Annotated in this window: 35 protein-coding genes; 3 read left to right on the top strand and 32 right to left on the bottom strand. The window is 64.9% G+C overall.

From position 1 onward, the window contains the following. Positions 1-63 precede the first annotated feature (63 nt). The 3 genes from cheB to ACYQR9_RS13505 are packed head-to-tail and all read left to right on the top strand — an operon-like array spanning position 64 to position 4,738. Positions 64-1,137 carry a chemotaxis-specific protein-glutamate methyltransferase CheB gene (gene cheB / locus ACYQR9_RS13515; protein WP_056427695.1) on the top strand — a complete coding sequence of 358 codons (1,074 nt, stop codon included), beginning with the start codon at positions 64-66 and terminating at the stop codon, positions 1,135-1,137. Continuing rightward, positions 1,134-2,870, top strand: a complete 1,737-nt coding sequence (locus ACYQR9_RS13510) for a response regulator (protein WP_461226627.1) — start codon at positions 1,134-1,136, stop codon at positions 2,868-2,870. The genes cheB and ACYQR9_RS13510 overlap by 4 nt, the downstream gene beginning before the upstream one ends. Positions 2,871-2,872: 2 nt before the next feature. Beyond that, positions 2,873-4,738: a response regulator gene (locus ACYQR9_RS13505; protein ID WP_461226625.1), complete on the top strand. Its 1,866-nt coding sequence runs from the start codon at positions 2,873-2,875 to the stop codon at positions 4,736-4,738. A gap of 135 nt (positions 4,739-4,873) precedes the next feature. Here ACYQR9_RS13505 and rplQ read toward each other — a convergent pair whose 3' ends face one another. The 32 genes from rplQ to rpsL all read right to left on the bottom strand — a co-directional run bounded on the left by rplQ (position 4,874) and on the right by rpsL (position 25,394). Further along, the gene (rplQ, locus tag ACYQR9_RS13500; RefSeq protein ID WP_018044203.1) at positions 4,874-5,284 is read right to left on the bottom strand and encodes a 50S ribosomal protein L17; all 411 of its coding nucleotides are present in this window, start codon (positions 5,282-5,284) and stop codon (positions 4,874-4,876) included. A 188-nt stretch (positions 5,285-5,472) separates the two neighbouring features. Further along, positions 5,473-6,510 (bottom strand): DNA-directed RNA polymerase subunit alpha, encoded by a 1,038-nt coding sequence (locus ACYQR9_RS13495; protein WP_200919091.1) that lies wholly within the window; start codon positions 6,508-6,510, stop codon positions 5,473-5,475. Between the two features lie 101 nt (positions 6,511-6,611). Beyond that, positions 6,612-7,487 (bottom strand): MBL fold metallo-hydrolase, encoded by an 876-nt coding sequence (locus ACYQR9_RS13490; RefSeq protein WP_461226623.1) that lies wholly within the window; start codon positions 7,485-7,487, stop codon positions 6,612-6,614. A gap of 44 nt (positions 7,488-7,531) precedes the next feature. Next, the gene (gene rpsK / locus ACYQR9_RS13485) at positions 7,532-7,921 is read right to left on the bottom strand and encodes a 30S ribosomal protein S11 (protein WP_018044206.1); all 390 of its coding nucleotides are present in this window, start codon (positions 7,919-7,921) and stop codon (positions 7,532-7,534) included. 171 nt (positions 7,922-8,092) lie between these two features. Further along, complete coding sequence (gene rpsM / locus ACYQR9_RS13480) at positions 8,093-8,461, bottom strand: 30S ribosomal protein S13 (RefSeq protein WP_018044207.1); 369 nt, start codon at positions 8,459-8,461, stop codon at positions 8,093-8,095. A 209-nt stretch (positions 8,462-8,670) separates the two neighbouring features. After that, complete coding sequence (locus ACYQR9_RS13475; protein ID WP_056427687.1) at positions 8,671-9,273, bottom strand: adenylate kinase; 603 nt, start codon at positions 9,271-9,273, stop codon at positions 8,671-8,673. A 117-nt stretch (positions 9,274-9,390) separates the two neighbouring features. Further along, a complete protein-coding gene (gene secY / locus ACYQR9_RS13470) occupies positions 9,391-10,728 on the bottom strand; it encodes a preprotein translocase subunit SecY (RefSeq protein WP_207412097.1) in 1,338 nt (445 codons plus the stop codon). A gap of 149 nt (positions 10,729-10,877) precedes the next feature. Further along, positions 10,878-11,375: a 50S ribosomal protein L15 gene (gene rplO, locus ACYQR9_RS13465; RefSeq protein ID WP_207412098.1), complete on the bottom strand. Its 498-nt coding sequence runs from the start codon at positions 11,373-11,375 to the stop codon at positions 10,878-10,880. Positions 11,376-11,386: 11 nt separating this feature from the next. Then, complete coding sequence (rpmD, locus tag ACYQR9_RS13460; RefSeq protein ID WP_018044211.1) at positions 11,387-11,578, bottom strand: 50S ribosomal protein L30; 192 nt, start codon at positions 11,576-11,578, stop codon at positions 11,387-11,389. Between the two features lie 12 nt (positions 11,579-11,590). After that, positions 11,591-12,178 (bottom strand): 30S ribosomal protein S5, encoded by a 588-nt coding sequence (gene rpsE / locus ACYQR9_RS13455; protein WP_018044212.1) that lies wholly within the window; start codon positions 12,176-12,178, stop codon positions 11,591-11,593. A 93-nt stretch (positions 12,179-12,271) separates the two neighbouring features. Beyond that, complete coding sequence (rplR, locus tag ACYQR9_RS13450) at positions 12,272-12,634, bottom strand: 50S ribosomal protein L18 (protein WP_018044213.1); 363 nt, start codon at positions 12,632-12,634, stop codon at positions 12,272-12,274. Positions 12,635-12,646: 12 nt separating this feature from the next. Continuing rightward, positions 12,647-13,180, bottom strand: a complete 534-nt coding sequence (rplF, locus tag ACYQR9_RS13445) for a 50S ribosomal protein L6 (RefSeq protein ID WP_056427377.1) — start codon at positions 13,178-13,180, stop codon at positions 12,647-12,649. 22 nt (positions 13,181-13,202) lie between these two features. Continuing rightward, a complete protein-coding gene (rpsH, locus tag ACYQR9_RS13440) occupies positions 13,203-13,598 on the bottom strand; it encodes a 30S ribosomal protein S8 (RefSeq protein WP_056427374.1) in 396 nt (131 codons plus the stop codon). Between the two features lie 12 nt (positions 13,599-13,610). Further along, positions 13,611-13,916, bottom strand: a complete 306-nt coding sequence (rpsN, locus tag ACYQR9_RS13435; protein ID WP_207412099.1) for a 30S ribosomal protein S14 — start codon at positions 13,914-13,916, stop codon at positions 13,611-13,613. 39 nt (positions 13,917-13,955) lie between these two features. Further along, positions 13,956-14,522 carry a 50S ribosomal protein L5 gene (rplE, locus tag ACYQR9_RS13430; RefSeq protein ID WP_056427367.1) on the bottom strand — a complete coding sequence of 189 codons (567 nt, stop codon included), beginning with the start codon at positions 14,520-14,522 and terminating at the stop codon, positions 13,956-13,958. Further along, on the bottom strand, positions 14,515-14,832 hold the full coding sequence (gene rplX, locus ACYQR9_RS13425) for a 50S ribosomal protein L24 (protein ID WP_018044218.1): 318 nt from the start codon (positions 14,830-14,832) through the stop codon (positions 14,515-14,517). The genes rplE and rplX overlap by 8 nt, the downstream gene beginning before the upstream one ends. Further along, a complete protein-coding gene (gene rplN, locus ACYQR9_RS13420; RefSeq protein ID WP_018044219.1) occupies positions 14,832-15,200 on the bottom strand; it encodes a 50S ribosomal protein L14 in 369 nt (122 codons plus the stop codon). Before rplN ends, rplX begins: the two co-directional genes overlap by 1 nt. A gap of 538 nt (positions 15,201-15,738) precedes the next feature. Next, positions 15,739-16,005 carry a 30S ribosomal protein S17 gene (gene rpsQ, locus ACYQR9_RS13415; protein WP_056427364.1) on the bottom strand — a complete coding sequence of 89 codons (267 nt, stop codon included), beginning with the start codon at positions 16,003-16,005 and terminating at the stop codon, positions 15,739-15,741. A gap of 10 nt (positions 16,006-16,015) precedes the next feature. Next, positions 16,016-16,231: a 50S ribosomal protein L29 gene (gene rpmC, locus ACYQR9_RS13410; RefSeq protein WP_018044221.1), complete on the bottom strand. Its 216-nt coding sequence runs from the start codon at positions 16,229-16,231 to the stop codon at positions 16,016-16,018. 12 nt (positions 16,232-16,243) lie between these two features. Next, positions 16,244-16,657, bottom strand: coding sequence for a 50S ribosomal protein L16 (rplP, locus tag ACYQR9_RS13405; protein ID WP_056251136.1), 414 nt, complete (start codon positions 16,655-16,657; stop codon positions 16,244-16,246). 49 nt (positions 16,658-16,706) lie between these two features. Further along, positions 16,707-17,447, bottom strand: a complete 741-nt coding sequence (gene rpsC / locus ACYQR9_RS13400) for a 30S ribosomal protein S3 (RefSeq protein WP_018044223.1) — start codon at positions 17,445-17,447, stop codon at positions 16,707-16,709. Positions 17,448-17,457: 10 nt separating this feature from the next. Continuing rightward, a complete protein-coding gene (rplV, locus tag ACYQR9_RS13395) occupies positions 17,458-17,844 on the bottom strand; it encodes a 50S ribosomal protein L22 (RefSeq protein ID WP_018044224.1) in 387 nt (128 codons plus the stop codon). 1 nt (position 17,845) lies between these two features. Next, positions 17,846-18,124, bottom strand: a complete 279-nt coding sequence (rpsS, locus tag ACYQR9_RS13390; RefSeq protein ID WP_018044225.1) for a 30S ribosomal protein S19 — start codon at positions 18,122-18,124, stop codon at positions 17,846-17,848. A gap of 5 nt (positions 18,125-18,129) precedes the next feature. Next, positions 18,130-18,966 (bottom strand): 50S ribosomal protein L2, encoded by an 837-nt coding sequence (gene rplB / locus ACYQR9_RS13385; protein WP_461226620.1) that lies wholly within the window; start codon positions 18,964-18,966, stop codon positions 18,130-18,132. Positions 18,967-18,991: 25 nt separating this feature from the next. Continuing rightward, positions 18,992-19,288 (bottom strand): 50S ribosomal protein L23, encoded by a 297-nt coding sequence (locus tag ACYQR9_RS13380; RefSeq protein WP_018044227.1) that lies wholly within the window; start codon positions 19,286-19,288, stop codon positions 18,992-18,994. Next, positions 19,285-19,905, bottom strand: coding sequence for a 50S ribosomal protein L4 (gene rplD, locus ACYQR9_RS13375; RefSeq protein ID WP_027172970.1), 621 nt, complete (start codon positions 19,903-19,905; stop codon positions 19,285-19,287). The genes ACYQR9_RS13380 and rplD overlap by 4 nt, the downstream gene beginning before the upstream one ends. Beyond that, positions 19,905-20,648 (bottom strand): 50S ribosomal protein L3, encoded by a 744-nt coding sequence (gene rplC, locus ACYQR9_RS13370; protein ID WP_018044229.1) that lies wholly within the window; start codon positions 20,646-20,648, stop codon positions 19,905-19,907. Before rplC ends, rplD begins: the two co-directional genes overlap by 1 nt. A 50-nt stretch (positions 20,649-20,698) precedes the next feature. Further along, positions 20,699-21,007 (bottom strand): 30S ribosomal protein S10, encoded by a 309-nt coding sequence (gene rpsJ / locus ACYQR9_RS13365; RefSeq protein WP_018044230.1) that lies wholly within the window; start codon positions 21,005-21,007, stop codon positions 20,699-20,701. A gap of 85 nt (positions 21,008-21,092) precedes the next feature. Continuing rightward, positions 21,093-22,283 (bottom strand): elongation factor Tu, encoded by a 1,191-nt coding sequence (tuf, locus tag ACYQR9_RS13360; protein WP_207412100.1) that lies wholly within the window; start codon positions 22,281-22,283, stop codon positions 21,093-21,095. A gap of 63 nt (positions 22,284-22,346) precedes the next feature. After that, positions 22,347-24,422 (bottom strand): elongation factor G, encoded by a 2,076-nt coding sequence (gene fusA / locus ACYQR9_RS13355; RefSeq protein WP_018044232.1) that lies wholly within the window; start codon positions 24,420-24,422, stop codon positions 22,347-22,349. Between the two features lie 30 nt (positions 24,423-24,452). Next, positions 24,453-24,923 (bottom strand): 30S ribosomal protein S7, encoded by a 471-nt coding sequence (rpsG, locus tag ACYQR9_RS13350; protein WP_018044233.1) that lies wholly within the window; start codon positions 24,921-24,923, stop codon positions 24,453-24,455. 99 nt (positions 24,924-25,022) lie between these two features. After that, positions 25,023-25,394: a 30S ribosomal protein S12 gene (gene rpsL / locus ACYQR9_RS13345; protein ID WP_018044234.1), complete on the bottom strand. Its 372-nt coding sequence runs from the start codon at positions 25,392-25,394 to the stop codon at positions 25,023-25,025. Positions 25,395-25,468 lie beyond the last annotated feature (74 nt).

Here is a 25,468-nt window from a genome sequence, read left to right as displayed (position 1 = left end):
GACACCGAACAGAGATCCGTCGAGGCGTCTCAGATCACGAGACAGGGCGCCCGCCTGCGCGTGATGCTGGTGGAGGATTCCCTCGTGGTGCGGGAGCTGTTGCGTCACATCGTCGGCCGCGATCCGCGCCTGGAAGTGGTGGCGGCGGTCGCCTCCGGCGAAGAGGCGCTCGCGGCACTCTCCACTGCCCGCCCCGACGTCATCTCGATGGATATCCGCCTCCCCGGCATCGACGGGCTGGAGACCACGCGCCGGATCATGGCCGAGCGGCCGACGCCGATCGTGGTCATCGCCGATTCGGTGGAGGATTCCTCCCTGCGCATCTCCATGAACGCGCTGCGCGCCGGTGCGCTCTCCGTGGTCGAAAAGCCGGTGGCGACGACCAATGCCGGCTACGACGCCGTTTCCACCGAGATCTGCACGCAGCTGCGCATCATGGCCGAGGTGCCGGTGATCCGTCGCCGGCCGATCGGCTCGGAATGGGCCGGACGCCGGGCGGCCGCCCTGTCGCCGTCGGACTTCGCCGCGCCCCCGGCCGCCTCGGACGCCGCGAGCGTTCTGGCCATTGCCGCCTCCACCGGCGGCCCGCCTGCCCTCGCCCGCGTCATCGGCGGATTGCCGGATGGGTTTCCGCTCCCGATCCTCGTGGTCCAGCATATGGGGGCGGCCTTCATGGAAGGCTTCGCCTCCTGGCTGAACGGCGTCGTCTCCCTGCCGGTGAGGCTCGCGGCCGATGGCGAGCGGGCCGAGCCGGGCCATGTCTACGTGGCGCCGGGCGACAGGCACCTCGAATGGGCGCCGGGCGGAAACCTCCGTCTCCTGGATGCCGCGCCCGTCGGCGGCCAACGCCCGGCCGCCACCGTCATGTTCGCTTCGGTGGCCCGCCATGCCGGCGCGCGCGGCATCGGCGTGCTCCTCACCGGCATGGGCGAGGATGGCGCCACGGGCCTTCTGGCCATGCGCCAGGCCGGCGCCCAGACCGTCGCCGAACACGAGAGCACCGCCGTGGTGTTCGGCATGCCGGCGGCGGCGATCCGCCTTTCGGGAGCCTCCGCGATCCTCCCGCTCGACCGGGTCGCGCCCCATCTCGTCCGGCTCGCTCTCCCGGGCCTCGCCGCGGCGGACCCCTTCGCATGAGCGGGACCGGCATACCCGACGAGGCTGCGCCCCGGCCTCGCATCCTGCTGGTGGAGGATTCCGAGACGCAGGCGCTGGAACTGCGGCTGCTCCTGGAGAGCCACGGCTTTTCGGTGGAGCGCTGTCCCACGGCCGAAATGGCCCTCGACCATCTCAATACCCGCCTGCCCGACCTCGTCGTGGCCGACCACCACTTGCCGGGAATGAACGGCGACGAGTTCACCCGTCAGCTGCGCCTGTCGCTCCGTACCCGTGCTCTCCCCCTGCTGATGCTAACGGGCGCCCGCGACGGTGAACGCCAGGGGCTGGAGAGTGGTGCCGATGCCTATGTGGCGAAATCCGCCGACCGGGACATCCTGATCCTGCGCATCCGTGCCCTCCTGCGCGAGCGTCATGGCGGTAGCGCCCCCGGCGACGGGCCGGGCGTGTCGGCGTTTCGGCGCGGACGCGTTCTGGTGGTCGATGGCAGTGCGACCTATCGCACCTTCCTCGCCGGCCTCCTGGCGCATGAGGGCCACGAGGTCCGTACCGCCGCCACCCACGATTCCGCCCTCGCGGCCCTCGACGAGGCCGACGCCGCCTTCGATTGCGTGACCATCGACCTCCTCGGCCCCGCCTATGACGGCCTAGCCCTATGCAGGGCCATCGACCGCCGCCGGGCGGCCGGGATCGAGGCGCGGGAGGCGGGAGCGCCGACGTTCCACCTCGTCGGCATCGCCGGCAGCGCGCCGGCCAAGGATTTCCTGGTGGAAGCCTACGCTGCGGGGGCCGACGACGTGGTCTCGAAGGCCGATGGCGAAGTCCTCGTCATCCGCGTCAGGGGCCTGGTCCGGCGCAAGCTTCTGGAAGAAGACGACCGTCGCATCGCCGGCGAGTTCGGTGCTCGCGAGCGCGCCCTCGAACGCGCGCGTGCCGAGGCCGAGGCGGCCGAGGCGCGTGCCGCCCTGGCGGGTGCCCTCGAACAGGCCAACCAGGATCTCGCCACCGCCAACCGCAAGCTCACGGATGCCCAGGCCAAGCTGGTCCAGGCCGCCAAGATGGCGTCCCTCGGCGAGCTCGTGGCCGGCATCGCCCATGAGATCAACAATCCCCTCGCCTTCATCCTCGCGCATCAGGGCACGGTCGAGCGCCTGCTCGGCGAGATCGCGGATTCCGAGGCGGAACTCGCGTCGCACCGGTCGCTCGCCAAGTGCCGCGACCGTGTCGGCTCCATGCGCCTGGGCCTCACGCGCATCCAGGATCTCGTTCTGAACCTGCGCAAGTTCTCGCGGCTCGACGAAGGTGAGCGCACCCTCGTCAACGTACCCGAATCGATCGAGACGGTGCTGGCACTGATCCAGCACAAGCTCGGGACACGGATTACCGTCGAACGCGACTTCTCGGGCCGGCCCGAGATCCATTGCACCCCCGCCCTCCTCAATCAGGTCGTCATGAACATCCTCGGCAATGCCGCCGATGCCATGCCGGAATCCGGCACCATCTCCATCGTCACCCAGGAATTGCCCGAGACGGACGTGATCCGCATCAGCGATACCGGGCCCGGTATTCCCGAAACCCTGCGGGAAAAGATATTCGAGCCCTTCTTCACGACGAAACCCGTCGGTTCGGGCACGGGGCTAGGTCTTGCGATTGCGTACAGCGTGGTTCAAGCGCATAGCGGCTCGCTTAGCGTGGAGACGGCCGAAGGGGGGGGAGCCTGTTTCGTGATCGGCATTCCGCGACAGGCAGTGTAGACATGGCCAAAGGCACGATTCTCGCCGTCGATGACGAGCCGGACATCCTGATTGCCCTCGAAGACCTGTTCGAGGACGACTACACCGTCATCACCACGACGAAGCCGTCGGAAGCGCTCGACATCCTCCGGGCGAGACCGGACATCGCCGTGATCCTGTCCGACCAGCGGATGCCGGGCATTACCGGCGACGCCATGCTGGCCGAGGCACGGGGCTTCCACGACGCACAGGCGATCCTCCTCACCGGCTATGCCGATATGAGCGCCGTCATCGCCGCGCTCAACCGGGGAGGCATCACCGGCTACGTCACGAAGCCGTGGGACCCCGTCCTGCTGCGCTCCACCGTCCGCCAGGCCTTCGAACGGCACAGCCTCGCCCGCGACCTCGCCACCGAGCGCGCCCTCCTGCTCGGGCTCCTCGACAACGCGGAAGACGCCATCGCCTTCAAGGACGTGGAGGGACGGTTCATTCGTCTCAACGCGCGGAAGGCCAGTCGTCTCGGCCACACCGTCGCCGAATGCCTCGGACGCACCAGGGACGAGATCGAAGGCACGCCCAGCGGCGAGAGTACCACCCGTGACGCCGACCGCGCCGCCATCGCGAGCGGTAGCATTTCAGAGACCGTGTCCGCCGAAGGCCCGGTCGGGGCGGAGCGGTGGAGCCATGTCACCCGCGTGCCGATTCGCGGTGCCGCCGGCGCCATCACCCATCTGGCGACGATCGAACGGGACGTCACCGAACAGAAGAATCTCGAGGCACGGCTGCGCCAGTCGGACAAGATGCAGGCGCTCGGCACCCTCGCCGGCGGGATCGCGCACGACTTCAACAATCTCCTCACGGCGATCCTCGGCAGCCTCGAACTCGTGGGCCCCAGGATCGTCGACCAGCCAAGGGTCCAGCGCCTCGTCACCAACGCGGCACAGGCCGCGCAACGCGGCGCATCCCTGACGAAGCGGCTTCTCAGCTTCAGCCGCGCGCGTGACCTGCGCCCTCGCTCGGTCGACGTGAATGCCCTGGTCGCCGGAATGGACGTATTGCTCAAGGGCAGCCTAGGCGGTCTCGTCACGGTGACGACCAATCTCGACGCCGTGCATCCGGCGGCCATCGTCGATCCCGATCAGCTGGAACTCGCCATTCTCAACCTCTGCATCAACGCGCGTGACGCCATGCCGGAGGGGGGAACGATTTCCATCGCCACGGGCGCGGCGCGGGTGACCGACGACCCCGACTTGGCGGCGGGCGACTACGTCACCGTGGCGATCAGCGATACGGGGATGGGTATCCCACCGGAGATCCTGGCGCGGGTCTGCGAACCGTTCTTCACCACCAAGTCGATCGGACAGGGCACCGGGCTCGGCCTCGCGATGGTGTTCGGGCTGACCCAGCAGTCGCAGGGCAAGCTTCGCATCACCAGCGACGTGGGCAAGGGCACGAGGGTCGATCTGTTTCTCCCCCGTGCGGAGGCGGCCGAGGAAAAGACCCAGCGCGCCGCCGTGACGACCATGGGGGCTGCGAGCCCGGCGCGCATCCTCGTGGTGGACGACGATGCGGAAGTCCGCCACGTCACCGCGTCCTTCCTCAGCACGTTCGGTTACACCGAGACCGAGGCGGCCGACGGGGCGGCGGCGGTCGCCCTGCTGGAGCGCGCCTCGTTCGATCTCATCGTGGCGGATCTCGCCATGCCGGGGATGACGGGTGTCGAACTCGCGGAAATCGTAAGGCGGCGCTGGTCCGACGTTCCCATCCTCATCGTCACCGGACATGCGGAGGCGATCCCGATCCCCGACGATCTGCCTGTCCTGCGCAAGCCCTTCGATTCGGCCGACCTGGCGGCACTGGTCTCCGGGATGCTCGTCGCAGACGCGTGAGGTCAACGCGTCCCCTCCCCCGAGACCCGCTGCGGGTCATCGGGGGCGGGGCACCGATATACCAATCTCGTAGAGACCATGAAAAAAGGCGGCCTCTCGGCCGCCTTTTCGTCGTCTGATAGGTGAAGCTGAGGCTTACGCCGCGTCGGAGACCTGCGACGGACCCGAATCCAGGCCACGGGCATCGACATCGCGATCAACGAACTCGATCACAGCGAGCGGAGCATTGTCGCCGTAACGGAAGCCGGCCTTCATGATGCGGCAGTAGCCGCCCGGACGGGCATTGTAGCGCGGGCCGAGGACGGCGAAGAGCTTGCGGACCATGGCCTCGTCGCGGATCTGCGACATGGCGAGACGGCGCGTATGCAGGCTGTCGATCTTGCCGAGGGTGATCAGCTTCTCGATGACCGGACGCAGATCCTTGGCCTTCGGCAGGGTGGTGATGATCTGCTCGTGCTTGATCAGCGCGGCGGACATGTTGGCGAACATCGCCTTGCGGTGTTCGGTGGTGCGGTTGAAGCGACGACCGCGAAATCCATGACGCATTTGGCTGTTCCTTGTTTGACTGGCCGCCGTGCCACGGTACGGCCGAGCGCCCCATGATCGGGGCTGTTCATTCCGCATGACCCCGCGGCGGGATTCTGTTTGCTGGGAAGCTTGCCGAACCCGGCCCGCTTCATTCGCCGCGTCATTCCGGGCTCTGCTGCGCAGCCCCGGAATGACGTCGTAGTCGGCTAGTAGTGCTCTTCGAAGCGCTTGGCGAGGTCTTCGATGTTCTCCGGCGGCCAGCCGGGGATGTCCATACCGAGATGGAGACCCATCGCGGCCAGCACTTCCTTGATCTCGTTCAGCGACTTGCGGCCGAAATTCGGGGTGCGCAGCATCTCGCCCTCCGACTTCTGGATGAGGTCGCCGATATAGACGATGTTGTCGTTCTTCAGGCAGTTCGCCGAACGCACCGACAGTTCGAGCTCGTCGACCTTCTTGAGCAGGGCCGGGTTGAAGGGGAGCTGCGGCGCGAGCGGCTGCGCCTCTTCCTTGCGGGGCTCCTCGAAGTTCACGAACACCTGGAGCTGGTCCTGGATGATGCGGGCGGCATAAGCCAGCGCATCTTCCGGCGACACGGCGCCGTTGGTCTCGATCGTCATCGTCAGCTTGTCCTTGTCGAGATCCTGGCCCTCGCGGGTGGTCTCGATGCGGTAGGACACCTTGGTGACGGGAGAGAACAGCGCATCGACCGGGATGAGGCCGATGGGGGCATCCTCGGGACGGTTGCGCTCGGCCGGGACGTAGCCCTTGCCGGTGGCGACGGTGAATTCCATCCGGATCTCGGCGCCGTCATCGAGGGTGCAGATGACGAGGTCGGGATTGAGGATCTGGATGTCGCCAACGGCGGCGATATCGCCGGCGGTCACGGTGCCGGGGCCGGTCTTGCGCAGCGTCAGGCGCTTGGGGGCTTCCGTCTGAGACCGGATCGCGATGGTCTTGATGTTGAGGACGATGTCGGTCACGTCCTCACGCACGCCGGGGATCGACGAGAACTCGTGGAGAACGCCGTCGATCTGGACCGAGGTCACGGCCGCGCCCTGGAGCGACGACAGCAGGACCCGGCGAAGGGAGTTGCCAAGGGTGGTGCCGAAGCCGCGCTCGAGGGGCTCGGCGACGACGGTGGCGACCCGCTTGGGGTCGTGCCCGGTCGAAACCTGGAGCTTGTTCGGCTTGATGAGCTCTTGCCAGTTCTTCTGTATGACCACGGTCCTACCTCTCGCAATTCCGACACGAGCCACTGACGTGGTCGGTCCTTGAGCCCTTCCCGCGCATCGCCTTGCACGGCTCGGTCTCGAAAAACATGTGCCCGCGAAGCGGCGGGCGGTTAGTGGGCCGCGACCCAAAGTTCCGGGACGAAGCTGTAAGCCCCTCCATCCCGCGCCACGTAGCCCAGCGCCGGAAACTCCAGATGTCCACCGGTGACGAAGGTTCTCTCGCTCGAGACTTCGTCCAGCATCCGCTCGCGCACCGCCCTCGCCTCGTCCGGATCGACATCGAAGACCATCGTGGCCTCCGGACGTTTGAACTGGATCGCCGGCAGATGGATGATGTCGGCCCACATCAGAAGCGATGCCGAGCCCGACACGATACGAAAACCCGTATGGCCCGGCGTATGCCCCGGCAGGGCGACCGCCGTGATGCCCGGAAGGACCTCACCGCCGGTCATCGTCCGCACGCGACCGGAATACGGCGCCACCGCCTTCTGGGCGTTCTCGAAATACGGGCGGGCCCCCTCGGGAGCCCGCGAGATCGCATCGTCCGCCAGCCAATGAGCGGCTTCGGCCTGATGAAGGACGAGTTCCGCATTGGCATAGGCGGCCGACCCATCCTCATGGATCAAGCCACCGGCATGGTCGGGGTGAAGATGCGTGAGCAGCACCGTCTCGATATCATCCGGGCGGATACCCGTTGCGGCAAGCGCCGCGGGCACCCGACCGAGCGTATCGCCACCGAAATGGCCCATCCCCGAATCGATGAGGATCGGCCTCCGACCGGGCGCTTCGATCAGATAAGCGTTCAGCGTGATCCGAGGGGCTTGCGCGCGAAAGCCGGCCGCCTGAAGCGAGCCGGCCTCGTCCGCCCCGATCCCTGTGACGAGATCGAGGGAGCCTTGAAGGTAACCGTCATTCAGAACGGTGACGGTCAGATCGCCAAGGCTCCAGCGCAACACGCCGGGGAGCGCCTTCACGGCATCGGACACACGCTTCTCCGCTTTCAAACCCAAGGGCAGATCGACGAATCGTCTTAGACGCGACGACGCTTGCGCGGACGGCAGCCGTTATGCGGGATCGACGTCACGTCGCGGATCGAGGTGACGGTGAAGCCGGCGGCCTGCAGTGCGCGAAGAGCGGATTCACGGCCCGAACCGGGACCGGACACCTCGACCTCGAGCGTACGCATGCCGTGCTCGGAAGCCTTGCGGGCGGCGTCTTCGGCGGCGACCTGGGCGGCGTAAGGGGTCGACTTACGCGAACCCTTGAAGCCCATGGCGCCAGCGGACGACCAGGAGATGGTGTTGCCCTGCGCGTCGGTGATGGTGATCATCGTGTTGTTGAACGAGGCGTTCACATGGGCCACGCCCGACACGATGTTCTTGCGTTCGCGGCGGCGAATGCGGGTTGCTTCCTTAGCCATTGTCTCTCGTCTCGTCCTTCAGGCGCGCCCGTCATTCCAGGCGCTCGGGATTTTTGCGGTGCTGGCAGCGCGGCTCTGGATGACCGTGCCGCCATACGGGCTGCCGATAGCGGGCCACCCTGCGCGATAGAAGGGAGGCAGAGCGAAGCGCTGCCTCCCAATCTCGAAAAATTACTTCTTCTTGCCGGCGATCGGCTTCGACTTGCCCTTGCGGGTGCGCGCATTGGTATGCGTACGCTGACCGCGGACGGGAAGATTGCGGCGGTGACGGAGGCCACGGTAGCAGCCGAGATCCATCAGGCGCTTGATGTTCATCGACACTTCGCGGCGCAGATCGCCCTCGACGATGTAATCGCGGTCGATCGTCTCGCGGATCGACAGCACTTCGGCGTCGGTCAGCTGGTTCACGCGGCGCTCGGCGGGAATGCCGACCTTGCCGGTGATCTCTTCGGCCTTCTTCGCGCCGATGCCGTGAATATACTGGAGCGCGATGACGACGCGCTTGTTGGTCGGGATGTTGACGCCTGCGATACGGGCCAAGGTCTACTCCATCGGGCGCTCGGACGCTTCGGTCCGGCCCTGCTGTGTCACGCGCGTCCGGTGGAGGCCGGCCCCTGCGCGCCGCCCATAACGACAAATCGGCCCGCAGCGTCTCTTGAACCGAGACACTCCAGACCCATTGCGTATGGACGAATAACGGCCTGCTAGCGCGGGCCGCCGATCTTGTCAACGTCCATCGGACGGTAAATTCAGGAGGCGGTCGCGCTGGCCAACGGTTCGAGCACGGCCATCACTTCGCTCGTGACCTCATCGACCGGATTCATCCCGTCGATGGTCCGGAGCATGCCGAGGCTCGAATAATAAGCCGAGAGCGGCGCGGTCTGTGCCCGGAAGGCGGCGAGGCGCGTCTTGAACACGTCGGGGGTGTCGTCTTTGCGCACCGGCTCTCCACGAGCAGCGGTCTCGGCGGCCCGCTTGGCAATGCGGCCCACGAGGATTTCCTCGTTCACCGCGAATTCGATCACGGCATCCAGGGACAGGTTCTTGTCGGCCAGCATCCTGTCGAGGGCAGCTGCCTGCTCCACCGTGCGGGGGAAACCGTCGAGGATGAAGCCCGGGCGCGCATCGGCCTCTTCGATCCGGTCGGCGACGATCCCCACCACCACGGAATCCGGGACCAGGCCACCGCTCTCCATGATCGACTTCGCTTCGAGACCGACAGGAGTGCCGGCGGCTACCGCCGCGCGCAGCATGTCGCCCGTGGAAAGCTGCGGAATGCCGAAACGCTCGACGATTCGGGCCGACTGGGTTCCCTTACCGGCTCCAGGTGGTCCGAGCAGAATGATCCGCATAGCGTCGTTGTCCTCGTCCGGTGGCCGCATCGGGCGTTATGGTTCGGGCATCATGGGCGTAGAGAGGCGATGCCTGGACCGGCATCGCCCCGATCGATCGAGCTCGTCGAGCCGGCTTCAGCGACGGCGCGTGGCGCCGCGCAGCTTTGCCTTCTTCACGAGGCCCTCATACTGGTGGGCCATCAGATGGCCGTGGACCTGCGCCACCGTATCCATCGTCACGGAGACGACGATGAGGAGCGAGGTACCGCCGAACCCGAGGCTCGCCGATGCGTAGGAGGCCAGGATCTCCGGCACAAGGCAGACAAAGGTCAAATACAGAGCGCCGATCAACGTGATGCGCGTCAGAACCTTGTCGATGAAGGCGGCGGTGCGCTCGCCCGGACGAATGCCGGGAATGAAGCCGCCCTGCTTCTTCAGGTTGTCCGCCGTCTCCTGCGGGTTGAAGACCACTGCCGTGTAGAAGAACGCGAAGAAGATGATCAGCGCCGCGTAGAGAACCATGTAGAGCGGCCGACCATGGCCGAGATAGGTGGTGATCGTCGCCAGCACGCCGGTGCCGCCGTTATTGGCCGAGAAGCTCGCCACCGTGGCGGGAAGCAGCAGCAGCGACGAGGCGAAGATCGGCGGGATCACGCCGGCCGTGTTCAGCTTCAGCGGCAGGAACGAGGTCTGACCCTCGTACATGCGGTTACCAACCTGGCGCTTGGGGTAGTTGATCAGGAGCCGGCGCTGAGCCCGCTCCATGAACACGATGAAGTAGACGAGGGCAATGGCGGCAAAGCCGACGCCGAGGATGACGGCCGCGGACAGCGCGCCGGTCCGGCTCAGCTCGAGGGCTCCCACGATGGCGGTGGGCAGATGCGCGACGATGCCGGCGAAGATGATGAGCGACGACCCGTTACCGATGCCGCGTGATGTGATCTGCTCGCCGATCCACATCAGGAACAGCGTTCCGCCCGTGAGCGTGATCACCGTGGACAGGATGAAGAACGGTCCCGGATCGATCGCGGCGCTGGAACTCTGCAAGCCGAAGGCGATGCCCCAGCTCTGAACCAGTGCCAGCACCACCGTGAGGTAGCGGGTATATTGGTTGATGACCTTCCGGCCGGACTCACCCTCTTTCTTCAGCGATTCGAGGCTCGGGATCACCGAGGTGAGAAGCTGAATGATGATGGAGGCCGAGATGTAGGGCATGATGTTGAGCGCGAAGATCGCCATGCGCTCGACGGCACCGCCGGAGAACATGTTGAACAAGCCGAGCACGCCACCGGCCTGCTGCTGGAAGTTCCGCGCGAATTGCTCGGGGTCGATGCCGGGAATCGGGATGTAGGTGCCGAGCCGGAACACGACGAGCGCACCCAGCGTGAACCAGATCCGCTTCTTGAGCTCGTCGGCCTTGGCGATGGCCCCGAAATTGAGGTTCGCGGCAAGCTGCTCGGCGGCTGAGGCCATGGCACCGGTTCCTGAGATCGATCCAGATGGGGGATTGAAAGACCCCCGAACAAACTGAAACGGCGGCCACGCGCAGGTCGCACGGGCCGCCGCTCAGAGCTTCGACTTAAAGTCTGCTCCGACGCTACGCAACAGCGGCGTCGGAAGACTTACTCTGCGGACGGCTTGCCGCGGGTGGAGATGCCGGCCCCGTAAGCGACGTTCACCGAACCGCCGATTTTCTCGACAGCCTCGACGGCCGACTTCGAAGCGCGGGTGACCTCGAAGGAGAGCTTCGCGGTCAGTTCGCCGACGCCGAGCAGCTTCACGCCGTCACGGGGACGGGCGATGATGCCGGCGGCGATGAGGGTCTCCACCGTGACGACGGCGGAAGCATCGAGACGGCCGGCGTCGACAGCCTGCTGGACGCGTCCGAGGTTCACCTCGTTCAGGTCCGTGGAGTACAGGTTGTTGAAGCCGCGCTTGGGCAGGCGACGGTGAAGCGGCATCTGACCGCCCTCGAAGCCCTTGATCGAGACGCCGGTACGGGCCTTCTGACCCTTGACGCCGCGACCAGCAGTCTTGCCCTTGCCGGAGCCGATGCCCCGGCCGACGCGCATCCGGTTCTTGGTTGCGCCGTCGTTATCGTGGATTTCGTTCAGTTTCATGATGCCCTCCCTCAGGCCGCGTCGTCGAGGACGCGCACGAGGTGATGCACCTTGCGGATCATGCCGCGCACGGAGGGGGTATCCTCCAGCGTAGCGACCCGGTGCAGCTTGTTGAGCTTAAGGCCGATCAGCGTCGCACGCTGGTCGCCCTCGCGGCGGATCGGCGAGCCGATCTGCTCGACGCGGAGAGTCTTAGTTGCCATTGCACCCTCCCCTTAAGCGACTGCGGCTTCGGACAGGTCCGACGGATCGGCATCGCGACGGCGAGCCTGAAGCGTCGACACCTTGAGACCCCGACGGGCCGCGACGGCGCGCGGGCTGTCCTCGTTCTTTAGCGCCTCGAAGGTGGCGCGGACGAGGTTGTAGGGGTTCGACGAACCGAGCGACTTCGCCACGACGTCCTGCATGCCCAGCGTCTCGAAGACGGCGCGCATCGGACCGCCGGCGATGATGCCGGTACCCTGCGGCGCAGCGCGGAGAATGACCTTACCCGCACCGTGACGTCCGTAGACGTCGTGGTGAAGGGTACGACCTTCGCGCAGAGCGACGCGGACGAGACCGCGCTTGGCCGCTTCCGTTGCCTTGCGGATCGCCTCAGGCACTTCGCGCGCCTTACCGTGGCCGAAGCCGACGCGGCCCTTCTGGTCGCCGACGACGACGAGAGCAGCGAAGCCGAAGCGACGACCACCCTTTACCACCTTGGCGACGCGGTTGATGTGGACGAGCTTGTCCACGAATTCGCTGTCGCGCTCCTCGCGCTCATCGCGGCGGCCGCGGCCCCCGCCTTCCCGTTCACGTGCCATGTTTGAATCCTGTCTCACTGACGCGGGCGGCGGAGCCCGCTCGCTTGATAGCTTGTCCGAGGGACGGCCTGCGCCGCCCCTCCCCGCCTGGTCTTAGAACTCGAGGCCACCCTCACGGGCGGCGTCGGCGAGCGCCTTGACGCGCCCGTGATAGATGTAGCCCGAACGGTCGAAGATCACCTTGGTGACTCCGGCAGCCTTGGCGCGCTCGGCGACGAGCTTGCCGACGGCCGCTGCCGCTGCCGTATCGGCACCGGTCTTCAGGCCCGAGCGGAGATCCTTGTCGAGGGTCGAAGCGGCGGCGAGGGTCTTGCCCTCGGCGTCGTCGATGACCTGGACGTAGATCTGCTTGGAGGAACGGAACACCGAAAGCCGGGGCCGTCCATTCGCCGCCGCCCGCAGCGCGCGGCGCACACGCGCCTTGCGGCGGTCGAGTGCATCGATTTTGCGTGACATGATGGCCGGCCCTTACTTCTTCTTGCCTTCCTTGCGGAAGATGAACTCACCCGCGTACCGCACGCCCTTGCCCTTGTAGGGCTCGGGACCACGATAGTCGCGAATCTCGGCTGCCACCTGTCCCACCACCTGCCGGTCGATGCCGGAGATGACGATCTCGGTGGGCTTGGGCACCGCGATCGTGATCCCGACGGGGATCTCGTACTCGATGTCGTGGCTGTAGCCGAGGGAGAGCTTGAGGGCCTTGCCGGCCATGGCGGCACGATAGCCGACGCCGGTGATCTCGAGCTTCTTCTCGAAACCCTTGGAGACGCCCTCGACGAGGTTCGCCACCTGGGCCCGGGAGGTGCCCCACAGCGAGCGGGCCTCCTTGGTCTGGTTCTTGGGCAGCACCGAGACGGCACCGTCCTCGAACTTCACGTCCACCACGTTGGGGACGATATACTGGAGCTCGCCCTTGGAGCCCTTCATCTTCACCGTTTGACCGGTCACCGTGGCCGTCACACCGGACGGGACGGGAACGGGCTTCTTGCCTACGCGAGACATAGCCTTTCCTCCAAGTCCGAGATCAGAACACCTTGCAGAGCACTTCGCCGCCAACGTTGCGCTCACGCGCCTCGTGGTCGGCCATGACGCCCTGCGGGGTGGACACGATGGTGACGCCGAGGCCGTCGGCGACGCGGGGAAGTTCGCTCACGGCCGAATAGACGCGGCGGCCGGGCTTCGAAACGCGCTGGATCGAGCGGATGACGGGCTGGCCGTCATAGTACTTGAGCTCGATCGAGAACTCGGTACGGCCGTTGCCGAAATCGGTCGTTGCGTAATCGCGGATGTAGCCCTCAGCCTTGAGGACGTCGAGAACGCTTGCACGGAGACGCGAGCCGGGCGTCTGAACGACGTTGCGGCGGCGCATCTGGCCGTTGCGGATGCGGGTGAGCATATCACCCACGGGATCGTTGACCATGGTGCCTGCTCCTTACCAGCTCGACTTGACCAGACCGGGAATGAGACCCCGGTTGCCAAGTTCCCGAAGCGCCACACGCGAGATGCCCATCTTGCGGTAGAAGGCGCGGGGACGTCCCGTCATGCCGCAACGATTGCGGATACGGGTCGCCGACGAGTTGCGGGGCAGTTCCGCGAGCTTGAGGCGAGCTTCGAAGCGCTCCTCCATCTCGAGGCTTTCGTTGTTGGCGGTCGCAAGGAGGGCCTTACGCTTGGCGGCGAACCGCTTCACCAGTTCCTTGCGGTGATTATTCTTCTCGACTGAGCTTTTCTTTGCCATGTCTCTCTCCAGTGTCCGCGTCTAAGCGCTTTTCAGCACTTACTGCCGGAACGGGAATCGGAATTGCGAGAGGAGCGCACGTGCCTCGGCATCGGTACGGGCCGATGTCTGGATCACGATGTCCATGCCCCAGGTGGCATCGGCCTTGTCGTAGGAGATCTCCGGGAACACCAGGTGCTCCTTGAGGCCCAACGCGTAATTGCCGTTGCCGTCGAACGAACGGGGGTTCAGGCCGCGGAAGTCACGAACGCGCGGAAGCGCGATGGTGATCAGGCGGTCCATGAACTCGTACATCCGGTGCTTGCGCAGGGTGACCTTGCAGCCGATCGGCATGCCTTCGCGGACCTTGAAGGTCGCGATGGCCTTACGGGCCTTGGTGATGACCGGCTTCTGGCCGGCGATCAGCGCAAGGTCGCCGGCTGCGATGGAGGCCTTCTTGGAATCGGCGGTGGACTCGCCGACGCCCATGTTGATCACGATCTTCTCGATGACCGGAACCTGCATGGGGTTCTTGTAGCCGAACTCTTCGATCAGCTTCTGGCGGACGACCTCATCGTAGTGCTTGCGCAGACGAGGGGTGTACGCGTCGTTGTTCTTCTCAGCCATCGATCAGATCCCCCGAGCGCTTGGCGAACCGGACCTTGCGGCCGTCGTCGAGAATGCGGAAACCAACGCGCGTCGGCTGACCGTCTTTCGGGTCGGCGATCGCGATGTTGGACAGATGAATCGCGGCTTCCTTGGAGATGATGCCGCCTTCCTGGTTCTGCGTCTGCTTCTGGTGCTTCTTGACCAGATTGACCCCGCGCACGAGCGCACGGTCTTCCTTCGGCATCACCTGGATGACCTCGCCGGAGCGACCTTTGTCGCGACCGGTGAGAATGACGACCTTGTCGCCCTTCTTGACCTTGGCAGCCATCACAGCACCTCCGGAGCGAGCGAGATGATCTTCATGTGGTTCCGGGCGCGCAACTCGCGCGGCACGGGTCCGAAGATACGGGTGCCGATCGGCTCTTTCTGATTGTTGATCAGGACAGCGGCGTTCTTGTCGAACCGGATCACGGATCCGTCGGCGCGCTTCACTTCCTTGGCGGTGCGAACGACGACGGCCTTCATGACGTCGCCCTTCTTCACGCGGCCGCGGGGAATGGCCTCCTTCACCGAGACGACGATGATATCGCCGACACCGGCATACTTGCGCTTCGACCCGCCGAGAACCTTGATGCACATCACGCGACGCGCACCAGAATTGTCGGCGACGTCCAGATTCGTCTGCATCTGGATCACGAGAGTGACCTTTCCTTGTTTCAGACGGGTTTCCGCACACGGACGGTATTGTCCGGCGGACGACGTCTGATGGGGATCTGATGTCCCCGGCTCATATAGAAGGACCGCGCATTCGGCGTTTCTCAACGCCGGCGCGGTCACCGCGGTCCAGGGTGTGAACACCCTTTTGCATGTCGCGAAGGACGGCGTAATACTAGAGAGGGAAGCGCTGCGCAAGAGCAAAGACGCGCAGCTGTGCTGCAGACAGCAATCCAGGCCGGGTCTTCATGAAAGTGCCTGAGCGGCCGTCTCCGAGCCCGACAGCCATCCTGACGGGCACCGTCGGCAGTAAGCGTTGAATGGTGGAACCGAACGCGCGGCGGAACTGAACAGGTGTTCACGGTCGAAGCCGATTGTTCCGATTACGCTTCATCGGCCGTTAGGTGCGACCGACAGAGGGCCATGCGTCTCGATGATTCGCGCGTTCTTCGTGGGTCGGCATAAGACGCAAAAAAGCGGGCGCAGAAACTGCGCCCGCTTTAACGACACTGCATCGGTCTCACGCTTCGGCGGAAGGAGATTCCACGGTGGCAGCGCCACCTTCGATGAGCTTCCAGGTCTTGGTCTTCGAGAACGGACGGCACTCTTCGATCGACACGGTCTGGCCGACCTTGGCGACGTTCGTCTCGTCGTGGGCGTGATAGTTCTTCGAACGACGGACGGTCTTCTTCATCACCGGATGGGTGAAGCGACGCTCCACCTTCACCACGATGGTCTTCTCGCCCTTGTCGCTGACGACGACGCCCTGCAATACGCGCTTCGGCATGGTGTACTCCTCAGGCCTGCGCGGACTTCAGCGTCTTCTGACGCTGGAGAGTGCGAACGCGGGCGATATCGCGACGGACCTCACGGACGCGGGCGACGTTCTCGAGCTGGCCGGTGGCGCCCTGGAAGCGCAGGTTGAACTGCTCCTTCTTCAGGTTCAGCAGCTCATCGTTCAGCTGATCGGGCGACAGGGCGGCCAGATCCGACTGTCTCTGTGACGACTTCATGATCCCCTCCCCTTAGTCAGCGATGCGCTGAACGACGCGCGTGCGGATCGGGAGCTTCGCCGCACCGAGGCGGAGGGCCTCTTTGGCGATGTCCTCGGCGACGCCGTCGACTTCGAACATGATACGTCCGGGATGCACGCGGGCAGCCCAGAACTCGGGTGCACCCTTACCGGAGCCCATGCGGACCTCGGTGGGCTTTGCCGTGACCGGGACGTCCGGGAAGATCCGGATCCAGACACGGCCCTGGCGCTTCATCTCACGGGTGATCGCGCGGCGGGCCGCCTCGATCTGACGTGCGGTGACACGCTCGGGCTCCACGGCCTTGAGGCCGAAGGTCCCGAAATTGAGGTCGAAGCCGCCCTTGGCCGCACCGTGGATGCGACCCTTGAACTGCTTACGAAACCTGGTCTTCTTGGGTTGCAACATGGCAGCCTCTCAACACCTTCTATGGCTAACGGGCGTACGCGATCACGCTTTAAGCGTGTTCGCGCCGGCCGCGCTCGCGGCCACCCTCGCCATCGCGCTCGCGACGTCCGCCCGAACGGCCGCCTTCTTCCTGAGCGCGCTTGTCCTGCGCCATCGGGTCGTGCTCGAGGATTTCGCCCTTGAACACCCACACCTTGATTCCGCACGTCCCGTAGGTCGTGAAGGCGGTCGCCACGCCGTAATCGACATCCGCGCGCAGGGTATGCAGCGGGACGCGACCTTCGCGGTACCATTCCTGACGGGCGATCTCAGCGCCGCCGAGACGACCCGAGCAATTGATCCGGATGCCTTCGGCACCGAGACGCATGGCCGACTGCACGGCGCGCTTCATGGCACGACGGAAGGCAACACGGCGCTCGAGCTGCTGGGCGATCGAATCAGCCACCAGGGTGGCATCGATCTCGGGCTTGCGCACCTCGACGATGTTGATCGTCACGTCGGCCTTGGTCAGGGTGCCGACGAGCTTGCGCAGCTTCTCGATATCCGCGCCCTTCTTGCCGATCACCACGCCGGGACGACCCGAGTGAATGGTGACGCGGCACTTCCGGTGCGGACGCTCGATGACGATCTTGGAAACGGCAGCCTGCTTCAGCTGCTTCATGAGGGCGGCGCGGATGGCGACGTCCTCGTGCATGAGCTTCGCGTATTCACCCTTCTGGGCGAACCAGCGGGAGTCCCAGGTCCGGTTGATACCGAGCCGCAGACCGATCGGATTGACTTTCTGGCCCATCAGGTCCTCCTCACGCCGCTTCGGCGGTCGGGACTTCGCGCACCACGATGGTGAGGTTCGCGAAGGGCTTCAGGATGCGGGCGCCGCGGCCACGTGCACGAGCATGGAAACGCTTGAGCACGAGTGCCTTGCCGACGAAGGCCTCGGAGACGACGAGATCGTCGACATCGAGGTCATGGTTGTTCTCGGCATTGGCGATGGCGCTCTCGAGGCACTTCTTGACCTCGCGGGCGATCCGCTTGCGGGAGAATTCCAGGTCGGCCAAAGCCGACTCGACCTTCTTACCGCGGATGAGTTGCGCAACGAGATTGAGCTTCTGAGGGCTCACGCGCAACATGCGCGCGACGGCCTTCGCTTCGTTCTCGGGGAGCGCGCGGGGGGTGGCTTGCTTGCCCATCTCAGCGCCTCTTCGCCTTCTTGTCGGCTGCGTGGCCGTGGAAGGTACGGGTCGGCGAGAACTCGCCGAACTTATGACCGACCATCTCCTCGGACACATAGACCGGGATATGCTTCTGTCCGTTGTGCACACCGAAGGTGAGCCCGACGAACTGCGGCAGGATCGTGGAGCGACGGCTCCAGATCTTGATGACTTCGTTGCGGCTGGATCCGCGAGCGGTCTCAGCCTTCTTGAGGAGGTAGCCGTCGATGAACGGCCCCTTCCAGAGCGAGCGTGCCATGAGGGTTACTTCTTGCGGTTGTGACGGCTGGCGAGAATGAAGACATCGGTCCGCTTGTTGGAGCGGGTCTTCTTTCCCTTGGTGGGCACGCCCCAGGGCGTGACCGGATTACGGCCGCCCGAGGTACGACCCTCACCACCGCCGTGCGGGTGATCGACCGGGTTCATGGCAACGCCGCGAACATGCGGGCGCTTGCCGAGCCAGCGGTTGCGACCGGCTTTGCCGAGCGAGATGTTCATATGGTCCGGGTTCGACACCGCACCGATGCTGGCGAAGCACTGACCGTGAACCAGGCGTTGCTCACCCGAATTCAGGCGCAGCGTGACATAGCCCTGGTCGCGCCCGACGATCTGAGCGTAGTTGCCGGCGGAACGGGCAATCGCGCCGCCCTTGCCGATCTTCAGCTCGATATTGTGGACGATGGTGCCCACCGGCATGTTGCCAACCGGACCGGCATTGCCCGGCTTCACGTCGACCTGTTCGGCCGCGATCACCGTGTCGCCCGGCGACAGACGCTGGGGAGCCAGGATGTAGCTCTGCGCGCCGTCCGGATAGGTGATGAGCGCGATGAACGCCGTACGGTTGGGATCGTACTCGATCCGCTCCACCGTCGCAGCGACGCCGAGCTGCTCACGCCGCTTGAAATCGACGTTGCGCAGGGTGCGCTTGTGACCACCGCCGCGGAAGCGGACGGTGATGCGACCGAGGTTGTTGCGGCCGCCCGAGGACGACTTGCCCTCGGTGAGCTTCTTGACCGGCTTGCCCTTGTAGAGCTCACGGCGGTCGACGAGCACGAGCTGGCGAAGGCTCGGCGTGACCGGTTTGAATGTCTTCAAGGCCATCGGCTTGATCCTAACGCTTTTCGTGTCAGAGCCCGGTCGTGACGTCGATCGTCTCACCCTCGGCGAGGGTCACGATCGCTTTCTTCACGTCCGAACGCTGTCCGCGAAGCCCGCGGAAAATCTTCTTCTTACCCTTGGTGACGAGCGTGTTCACGCCCGTGACCTTGACGTCGAACAGCTTCTCGACCGCCTCTTTGATCTGCGGCTTGGTAGCCTTCGGGGAGACCCGGAAGACGACCTTGTTCTGCTCGGTGAGGTTCGTCGCCTTCTCGGTAATGACCGGGGAGACGATGATGTCGTAGTGGCGCGGATCGGCACTCATTTGAATCGCGCCTCCAGCGCATCGATCGCTGCGCGCGTCAGCACGAGCTTGTCGCGACGCAGGATGTCGTAGACGTTGATGCCCTGGACCGGCAGGACGTCGATCTGCGGGATGTTGCGGGCGGCGCGACCGAAGTTCACGTCGACCTCAGCACCGCTGATGATCAGCGCGCTGGACAGGCCCATCTTCTCGAAGCGCTCGACCAGGTTCCGGGTCTTGCCGTCGGCGAGCGTCACGTCGTCCACGATGATCAAGGTCTCGGCCTTGACCTTCGCCGAGAGGGCGTGGCGAAGAGCGAGGGCACGCACCTTCTTCGGGAGGTCATGGGCATGGCTGCGCACGACCGGGCCGAAGGCACGTCCACCGCCGCGGAACTGCGGAGCGGAGGCGGCGCCGTGACGAGCGTTACCGGTGCCCTTCTGCTTGTACAGCTTCTTGCGCGTCCGGTTGACGTCCGAACGGTTCTTGACCGCATGGGTGCCGGCCTGACGCTTGGCGAGCTGCCAGCGCACCATGCGCTGGAGAAGGTCGGCGCGGGGCTCGAGACCGAAGATGGTCTCGTCCAGGTCGATCGACCCGGCGCCGTCGCCGTCGAGAGTGGTGATATCGAGCTTCATCACGCGTTCTCCTCGGAAGCGGGAGCCTCGGGAGCCGGAGCTTCGGTGGCGGGAGCAGCCGAAGAACCGTTCTCACGGAACTTGCCGGGCTGCGGCACGTCGGCGGGGAGCTTGCGCTTCACCGCGTCGCGGATCTGGATCCAGCCGCCGGCGACACCGGGGACGGCGCCTTCGACGAGGATGAGGCCACGCTCGGGATCCGTGCGCACGACGCGCAGGTTCTGGGTCGTGACCCGGTCGACGCCCATGTGACCGGGCATCTTCTTGTTCTTGAAGGTCTTGCCCGGATCCTGGCGGCCACCGGTCGAACCGATCGAACGGTGCGAGATGGACACGCCGTGGGTGGCGCGCAGACCACCGAAGTTCCAGCGCTTCATGCCGCCGGCGAAGCCCTTACCCGTGGTCGTGCCCGTTACGTCGACGAACTGGCCAGGGATGAAGTGATCGGCGGTGATCTCTGCGCCGACCGGGATCAGCGCGTCCTCGGACACGCGGAACTCGGCGAGCTTCTGCTTGGGCTCGACCTTGGCGACCGCGAACCGGCCGCGCTCGGCAGCCGACACGTTCTTCACCTTGGCCTTGCCGACGCCGACCTGAAGGGCGACGTAGCCATTCTTCTCGACGGTACGGTGGGCAACCACCTGGCATTGATCGATTTTAAGCACTGTCACGGGGACATGTTCGCCAGCATCCGTAAAGATGCGGGTCATGCCGACCTTCTGTGCAATGACGCCTGAGCGCATAGGTGTCTCCCTCGCGCGATTCTACGGTAAGCTCTAAATCCCCGCGGGACTTAGAGCTTGATCTCCACGTCCACGCCGGCGGCGAGGTCGAGCTTCATCAGCGCGTCCACGGTCTGCGGCGTCGGATCGACGATATCGAGGACGCGCTTGTGGGTGCGCATCTCGAACTGCTCGCGCGACTTCTTGTCGATGTGCGGCGAGCGGTTGACGGTGAACTTCTCGATATGCGTCGGCAGCGGGATCGGACCACGAATGGTCGCGCCGGTGCGCTTGGCCGTCGACACGATCTCGCGGGTCGAGGCATCGAGGATGCGATGATCGAACGCCTTGAGGCGAATGCGGATATTCTGACCGTTCATGACCTGAAACCTTGGCGGGACTTAATAAGGGGCGGGCGCGAGGACCCGCCCCTCTGTCGATCCCAGCAGACTGAGCGTACCGAACTTAATCGTTGATGGCTGCGACGACGCCTGCGCCGACGGTGCGTCCGCCTTCACGGATGGCGAAGCGGAGCTTCTCTTCCATGGCGACGGGGACGATGAGGGTGACGTCCATGGTGACGCTGTCACCGGGCATCACCATCTCGGTGCCCTCGGGCAGTTCGCAGACACCGGTCACGTCGGTGGTGCGGAAGTAGAACTGGGGCCGGTAGTTGGTGAAGAACGGGGTGTGGCGACCGCCCTCCTCCTTGGTGAGGATGTAGGCCTCGGCCTTGAACTTGGTGTGGGGCTTGACCGAGCCCGGCTTGCACACGACCTGGCCGCGCTCGACGTCTTCACGCTTGGTGCCGCGCAGGAGCACGCCGACATTGTCGCCGGCCTGGCCCTGGTCGAGCAGCTTGCGGAACATCTCGACGCCCGTGACCGTGGTGGTCTGGGTGTCGCGGATGCCGACGATCTCCACGGTCTCGCCGACCTTGACGATGCCGCGCTCGACACGGCCCGTCACCACGGTGCCGCGGCCCGAGATCGAGAACACGTCCTCGATCGGCATCAGGAACGGCTTGTCGATCGGACGCTCCGGCTGCGGGATGTAGGCATCCACGCTCGCCATCAGGGCCAGCACGGCGTCATGGCCGACGGCCTTGTCGCCGTTGTCGAGCGCGACCTTGGCCGAACCCTTGGTGATCGGGATGTCGTCGCCGGGGAAGTCGTACTTGGAGAGGAGCTCGCGCACCTCCATCTCGACGAGCTCGAGGAGCTCCTCGTCGTCGACGAGGTCGACCTTGTTGAGGAACACCACCAGCGCCGGCACGCCGACCTGACGGGCGAGCAGGATGTGCTCGCGGGTCTGCGGCATCGGGCCGTCGGCGGCCGACACGACCAGGATCGCGCCGTCCATCTGCGCCGCACCCGTGATCATGTTCTTCACGTAATCGGCGTGGCCGGGGCAATCGACGTGGGCGTAGTGACGGTTGGCCGTCTCGTACTCGACGTGAGCCGTCGAGATCGTGATGCCGCGCGCCTTCTCCTCGGGGGCCTTGTCGATCTGGTCGTAGGCCGTGAACGTCGCGCCACCCGACTCCGCCAGGACCTTCGTGATCGCAGCCGTCAGCGACGTCTTGCCGTGGTCGACGTGACCAATCGTGCCAATGTTGCAGTGCGGCTTGGTGCGGGCAAATTTCTCTTTGGCCATCGTAGCCTCCGTAATCTCAGTGTTTCAGGTGATGCTGCTGCGGTCCGGAAAAGGCGGGAAGCCTTAAGCGTACTTCGCGACGACCTTCTCGGCCTCGCCGCGCGGCACCTCTTCGTAATGGTCAAACTGCATCGTGAAGTTCGCGCGGCCCTGGGAGAAGGAGCGCAGCTGGTTCACGTAGCCGAACATGTTGGCAAGCGGCACCATCGCGTTGATGACGTTCGCATTGCCGCGCATGTCCTGGCCCTGGATCTGGCCACGGCGGGAATTCAAATCGCCGATCACCGAACCGGTATACTCTTCCGGCGAGACGACCTCGACCTTCATGACCGGCTCGAGCAGGACCGATCCGCCCTTCTGGAGAGCCTCACGGAGCGCCGCACGAGAGGCGATTTCGAAGGCCAGGGCCGACGAGTCGACATCGTGATAGGCGCCGTCGATCAGCTCGACCTTGATGTCCACGACCGGGAAACCGGCGAGGATGCCGGCGCCGAGCACCGAGTTGAGACCCTTTTCGACACCCGGGATGTATTCCTTGGGCACCGTGCCGCCGATGATCTTCGAGGAGAACTCGAAGCCCTTGCCCGGCTCGTTCGGCTCGACCACGAACTTCACCCGAGCGAACTGACCGGTACCACCGGTCTGCTTCTTGTGGGTGTAGTCGATCTCGGTGCGCTTCGTGAGCTTCTCACGATACGCCACCTGCGGCTGGCCGATATTCGCGTCGACCATGTAGGTACGGCGCAGGATGTCGACCTTGATGTCGAGGTGGAGCTCGCCCATCCCGCGAAGGATGGTCTGGCCCGATTCCTGGTCCGTGGAAACGCGGAAGGACGGATCCTCAGCAGCGAGCTTGGCAAGAGCGATGCCCAGCTTCTCCTGATCGGCCTTGGACTTCGGCTCCACCGCGATCTCGATGACGGGCTCGGGGAACTCCATCTTCTCGAGGATGACGGCGTCCTTCGGGTCGCACAGCGTATCGCCGGTACGAGTTTCCTTGAGACCAGCCAAAGCCACGATGTCGCCGGTGAAGGCTTCCTTCACGTCTTCGCGGTTGTTGGCGTGCATGAGAAGCATGCGGCCGACACGCTCCTTCTTGTCGCGCGACGAGTTGATGACGTTGGCGCCAGACTCGACCTTGCCCGAATAGACACGGCAGAACGTGATCGTGCCGACATGCGGGTCGTCCATGATCTTGAACGCCAGCATCGAGAAAGGATCGCTGTCGGACGGATGACGAACGGTCTCTTCTTCGGTCTTGAAGTCGAGGCCCTTGATCTCGCCGCGATCGGCGGGAGACGGCAGGTAGTCGACGACGGCGTCGAGCAGGGGCTGAACGCCCTTGTTCTTGAAGGCCGAACCGCAGAGCACGGGGTGGAAAGCGCGACGCTGGACAGCGGTGCGCACGAGGCGATGCATCGTCTCGGCATCCGGCTCGACACCGTCGAGATAGGCCGACATGGCATCGTCATCCATCTCGACGCAGGCTTCGACGAGCTTGATCCGGTATTCGGCAGCCTGATCGGCGAGGTCGGCCGGGATCTCGGTCTCCGAGAAATCGGCGCCGAGCTTCTCGGACGTCCACACGATGGCCTTCATCTTGATCAGGTCGATGACGCCCTTGAAGGTCGTCTCGGCGCCGATCGGAAGCTGGAGGCAAACGGGCTTGCCGGCGACGCGGTCGATGATGTCGGCGACGCATTTGAAGAAGTCGGCGCCGATCTTGTCCATCTTGTTGACGAACACGACACGCGGAACGTCATACTTGTCAGCCTGACGCCAGACGGTCTCCGTCTGGGGCTCGACGCCCTGGTTGCCGTCGAGCACGCAAACGGCGCCGTCGAGGACGCGCAGCGAGCGCTCCACTTCGATGGTGAAGTCCACGTGGCCGGGGGTGTCGATGATGTTCAGGCGCTTGTCGCGCCAGAAGCAGGTGGTCGCAGCGGAGGTGATCGTGATGCCACGCTCCTGCTCCTGCGTCATCCAATCCATCGTCGCGGCGCCGTCATGGACTTCGCCGATCTTATGGGACTTGCCGGTGTAGTAGAGGATCCGCTCAGTGGTCGTGGTTTTTCCAGCATCAATGTGAGCCATGATGCCGAAATTACGGTAGTCCTCGATCGCATGCGTGCGGGGCATCGGATTGCTCCTGAAAGGGTCCGGGGCCGCTTACCAGCGGTAGTGCGAGAAGGCGCGGTTGGCTTCAGCCATCCGGTGCGTGTCTTCCCGCTTCTTGACCGCGTTGCCACGGTTATTCGCGGCATCGAGGAGTTCGGCCGAGAGGCGCTCGACCATGGTGCGGTCGTTGCGGCCCCGGGCGGCCTGGATGAGCCAGCGGATCGCCAGAGCCTGACGACGCTCGGTACGGACTTCGACGGGGACCTGATAGGTCGCGCCGCCGACGCGACGGGACCGCACTTCGATCGCCGGAGCGACGTTCTCGAGAGCGGCGCGGAACACCTCGATCGGGTTCGCACGGGCGCGGTTCTCGACGATGTCGAAAGCGCCGTACACGATGCCCTCGGCGATCGACTTCTTGCCCTCGTACATGATGGAATTCATGAACTTGGTGAGCACGATGTCGCCGTACTTGGCGTCCGGGATGATCTCACGCTTTTCAGCAGAATGGCGGCGGGACATCGCTCGCTCCGTCTATAAATCAAGGTCTTGAAACCACCCCGCGCAGGCCGCCTGAACCTCGTCGAGGTCGGCGACATCCTTACGGGATGAGCGAAATTCTTACTTCGGACGCTTGGCGCCGTACTTGGAGCGGCGCTGCTTACGACCCTTGACGCCCTGCGTGTCGAGTACGCCGCGCAGGATGTGGTAGCGAACGCCGGGAAGATCCTTCACGCGGCCGCCGCGGATCATGACCACGGAGTGCTCTTGAAGGTTGTGACCTTCGCCGGGGATGTACCCGATGACTTCGAAACCGTTGGTCAGACGGACCTTGGCGACCTTACGGAGAGCCGAGTTCGGCTTCTTCGGCGTCGTCGTGTAGACGCGGGTGCAAACGCCACGCTTCTGCGGGCAAGCGTCGAGCGCCGGCACCTTGTTGCGGCTCTTCTGCGCTTTACGCGGCTGAGCGATCAGCTGGTTGATCGTCGGCATACTCTGCCCTCTTCATTCGGACCGCTTAGGCGCGATCCCATGTTCGGCTTCACGATGCAGCCCGTTTCCGAGCT

It is taken from the genome of Methylobacterium sp. CM6241, assembly GCF_054817845.1.
This window is presented reverse-complemented; position numbering and strand designations above follow the sequence as displayed.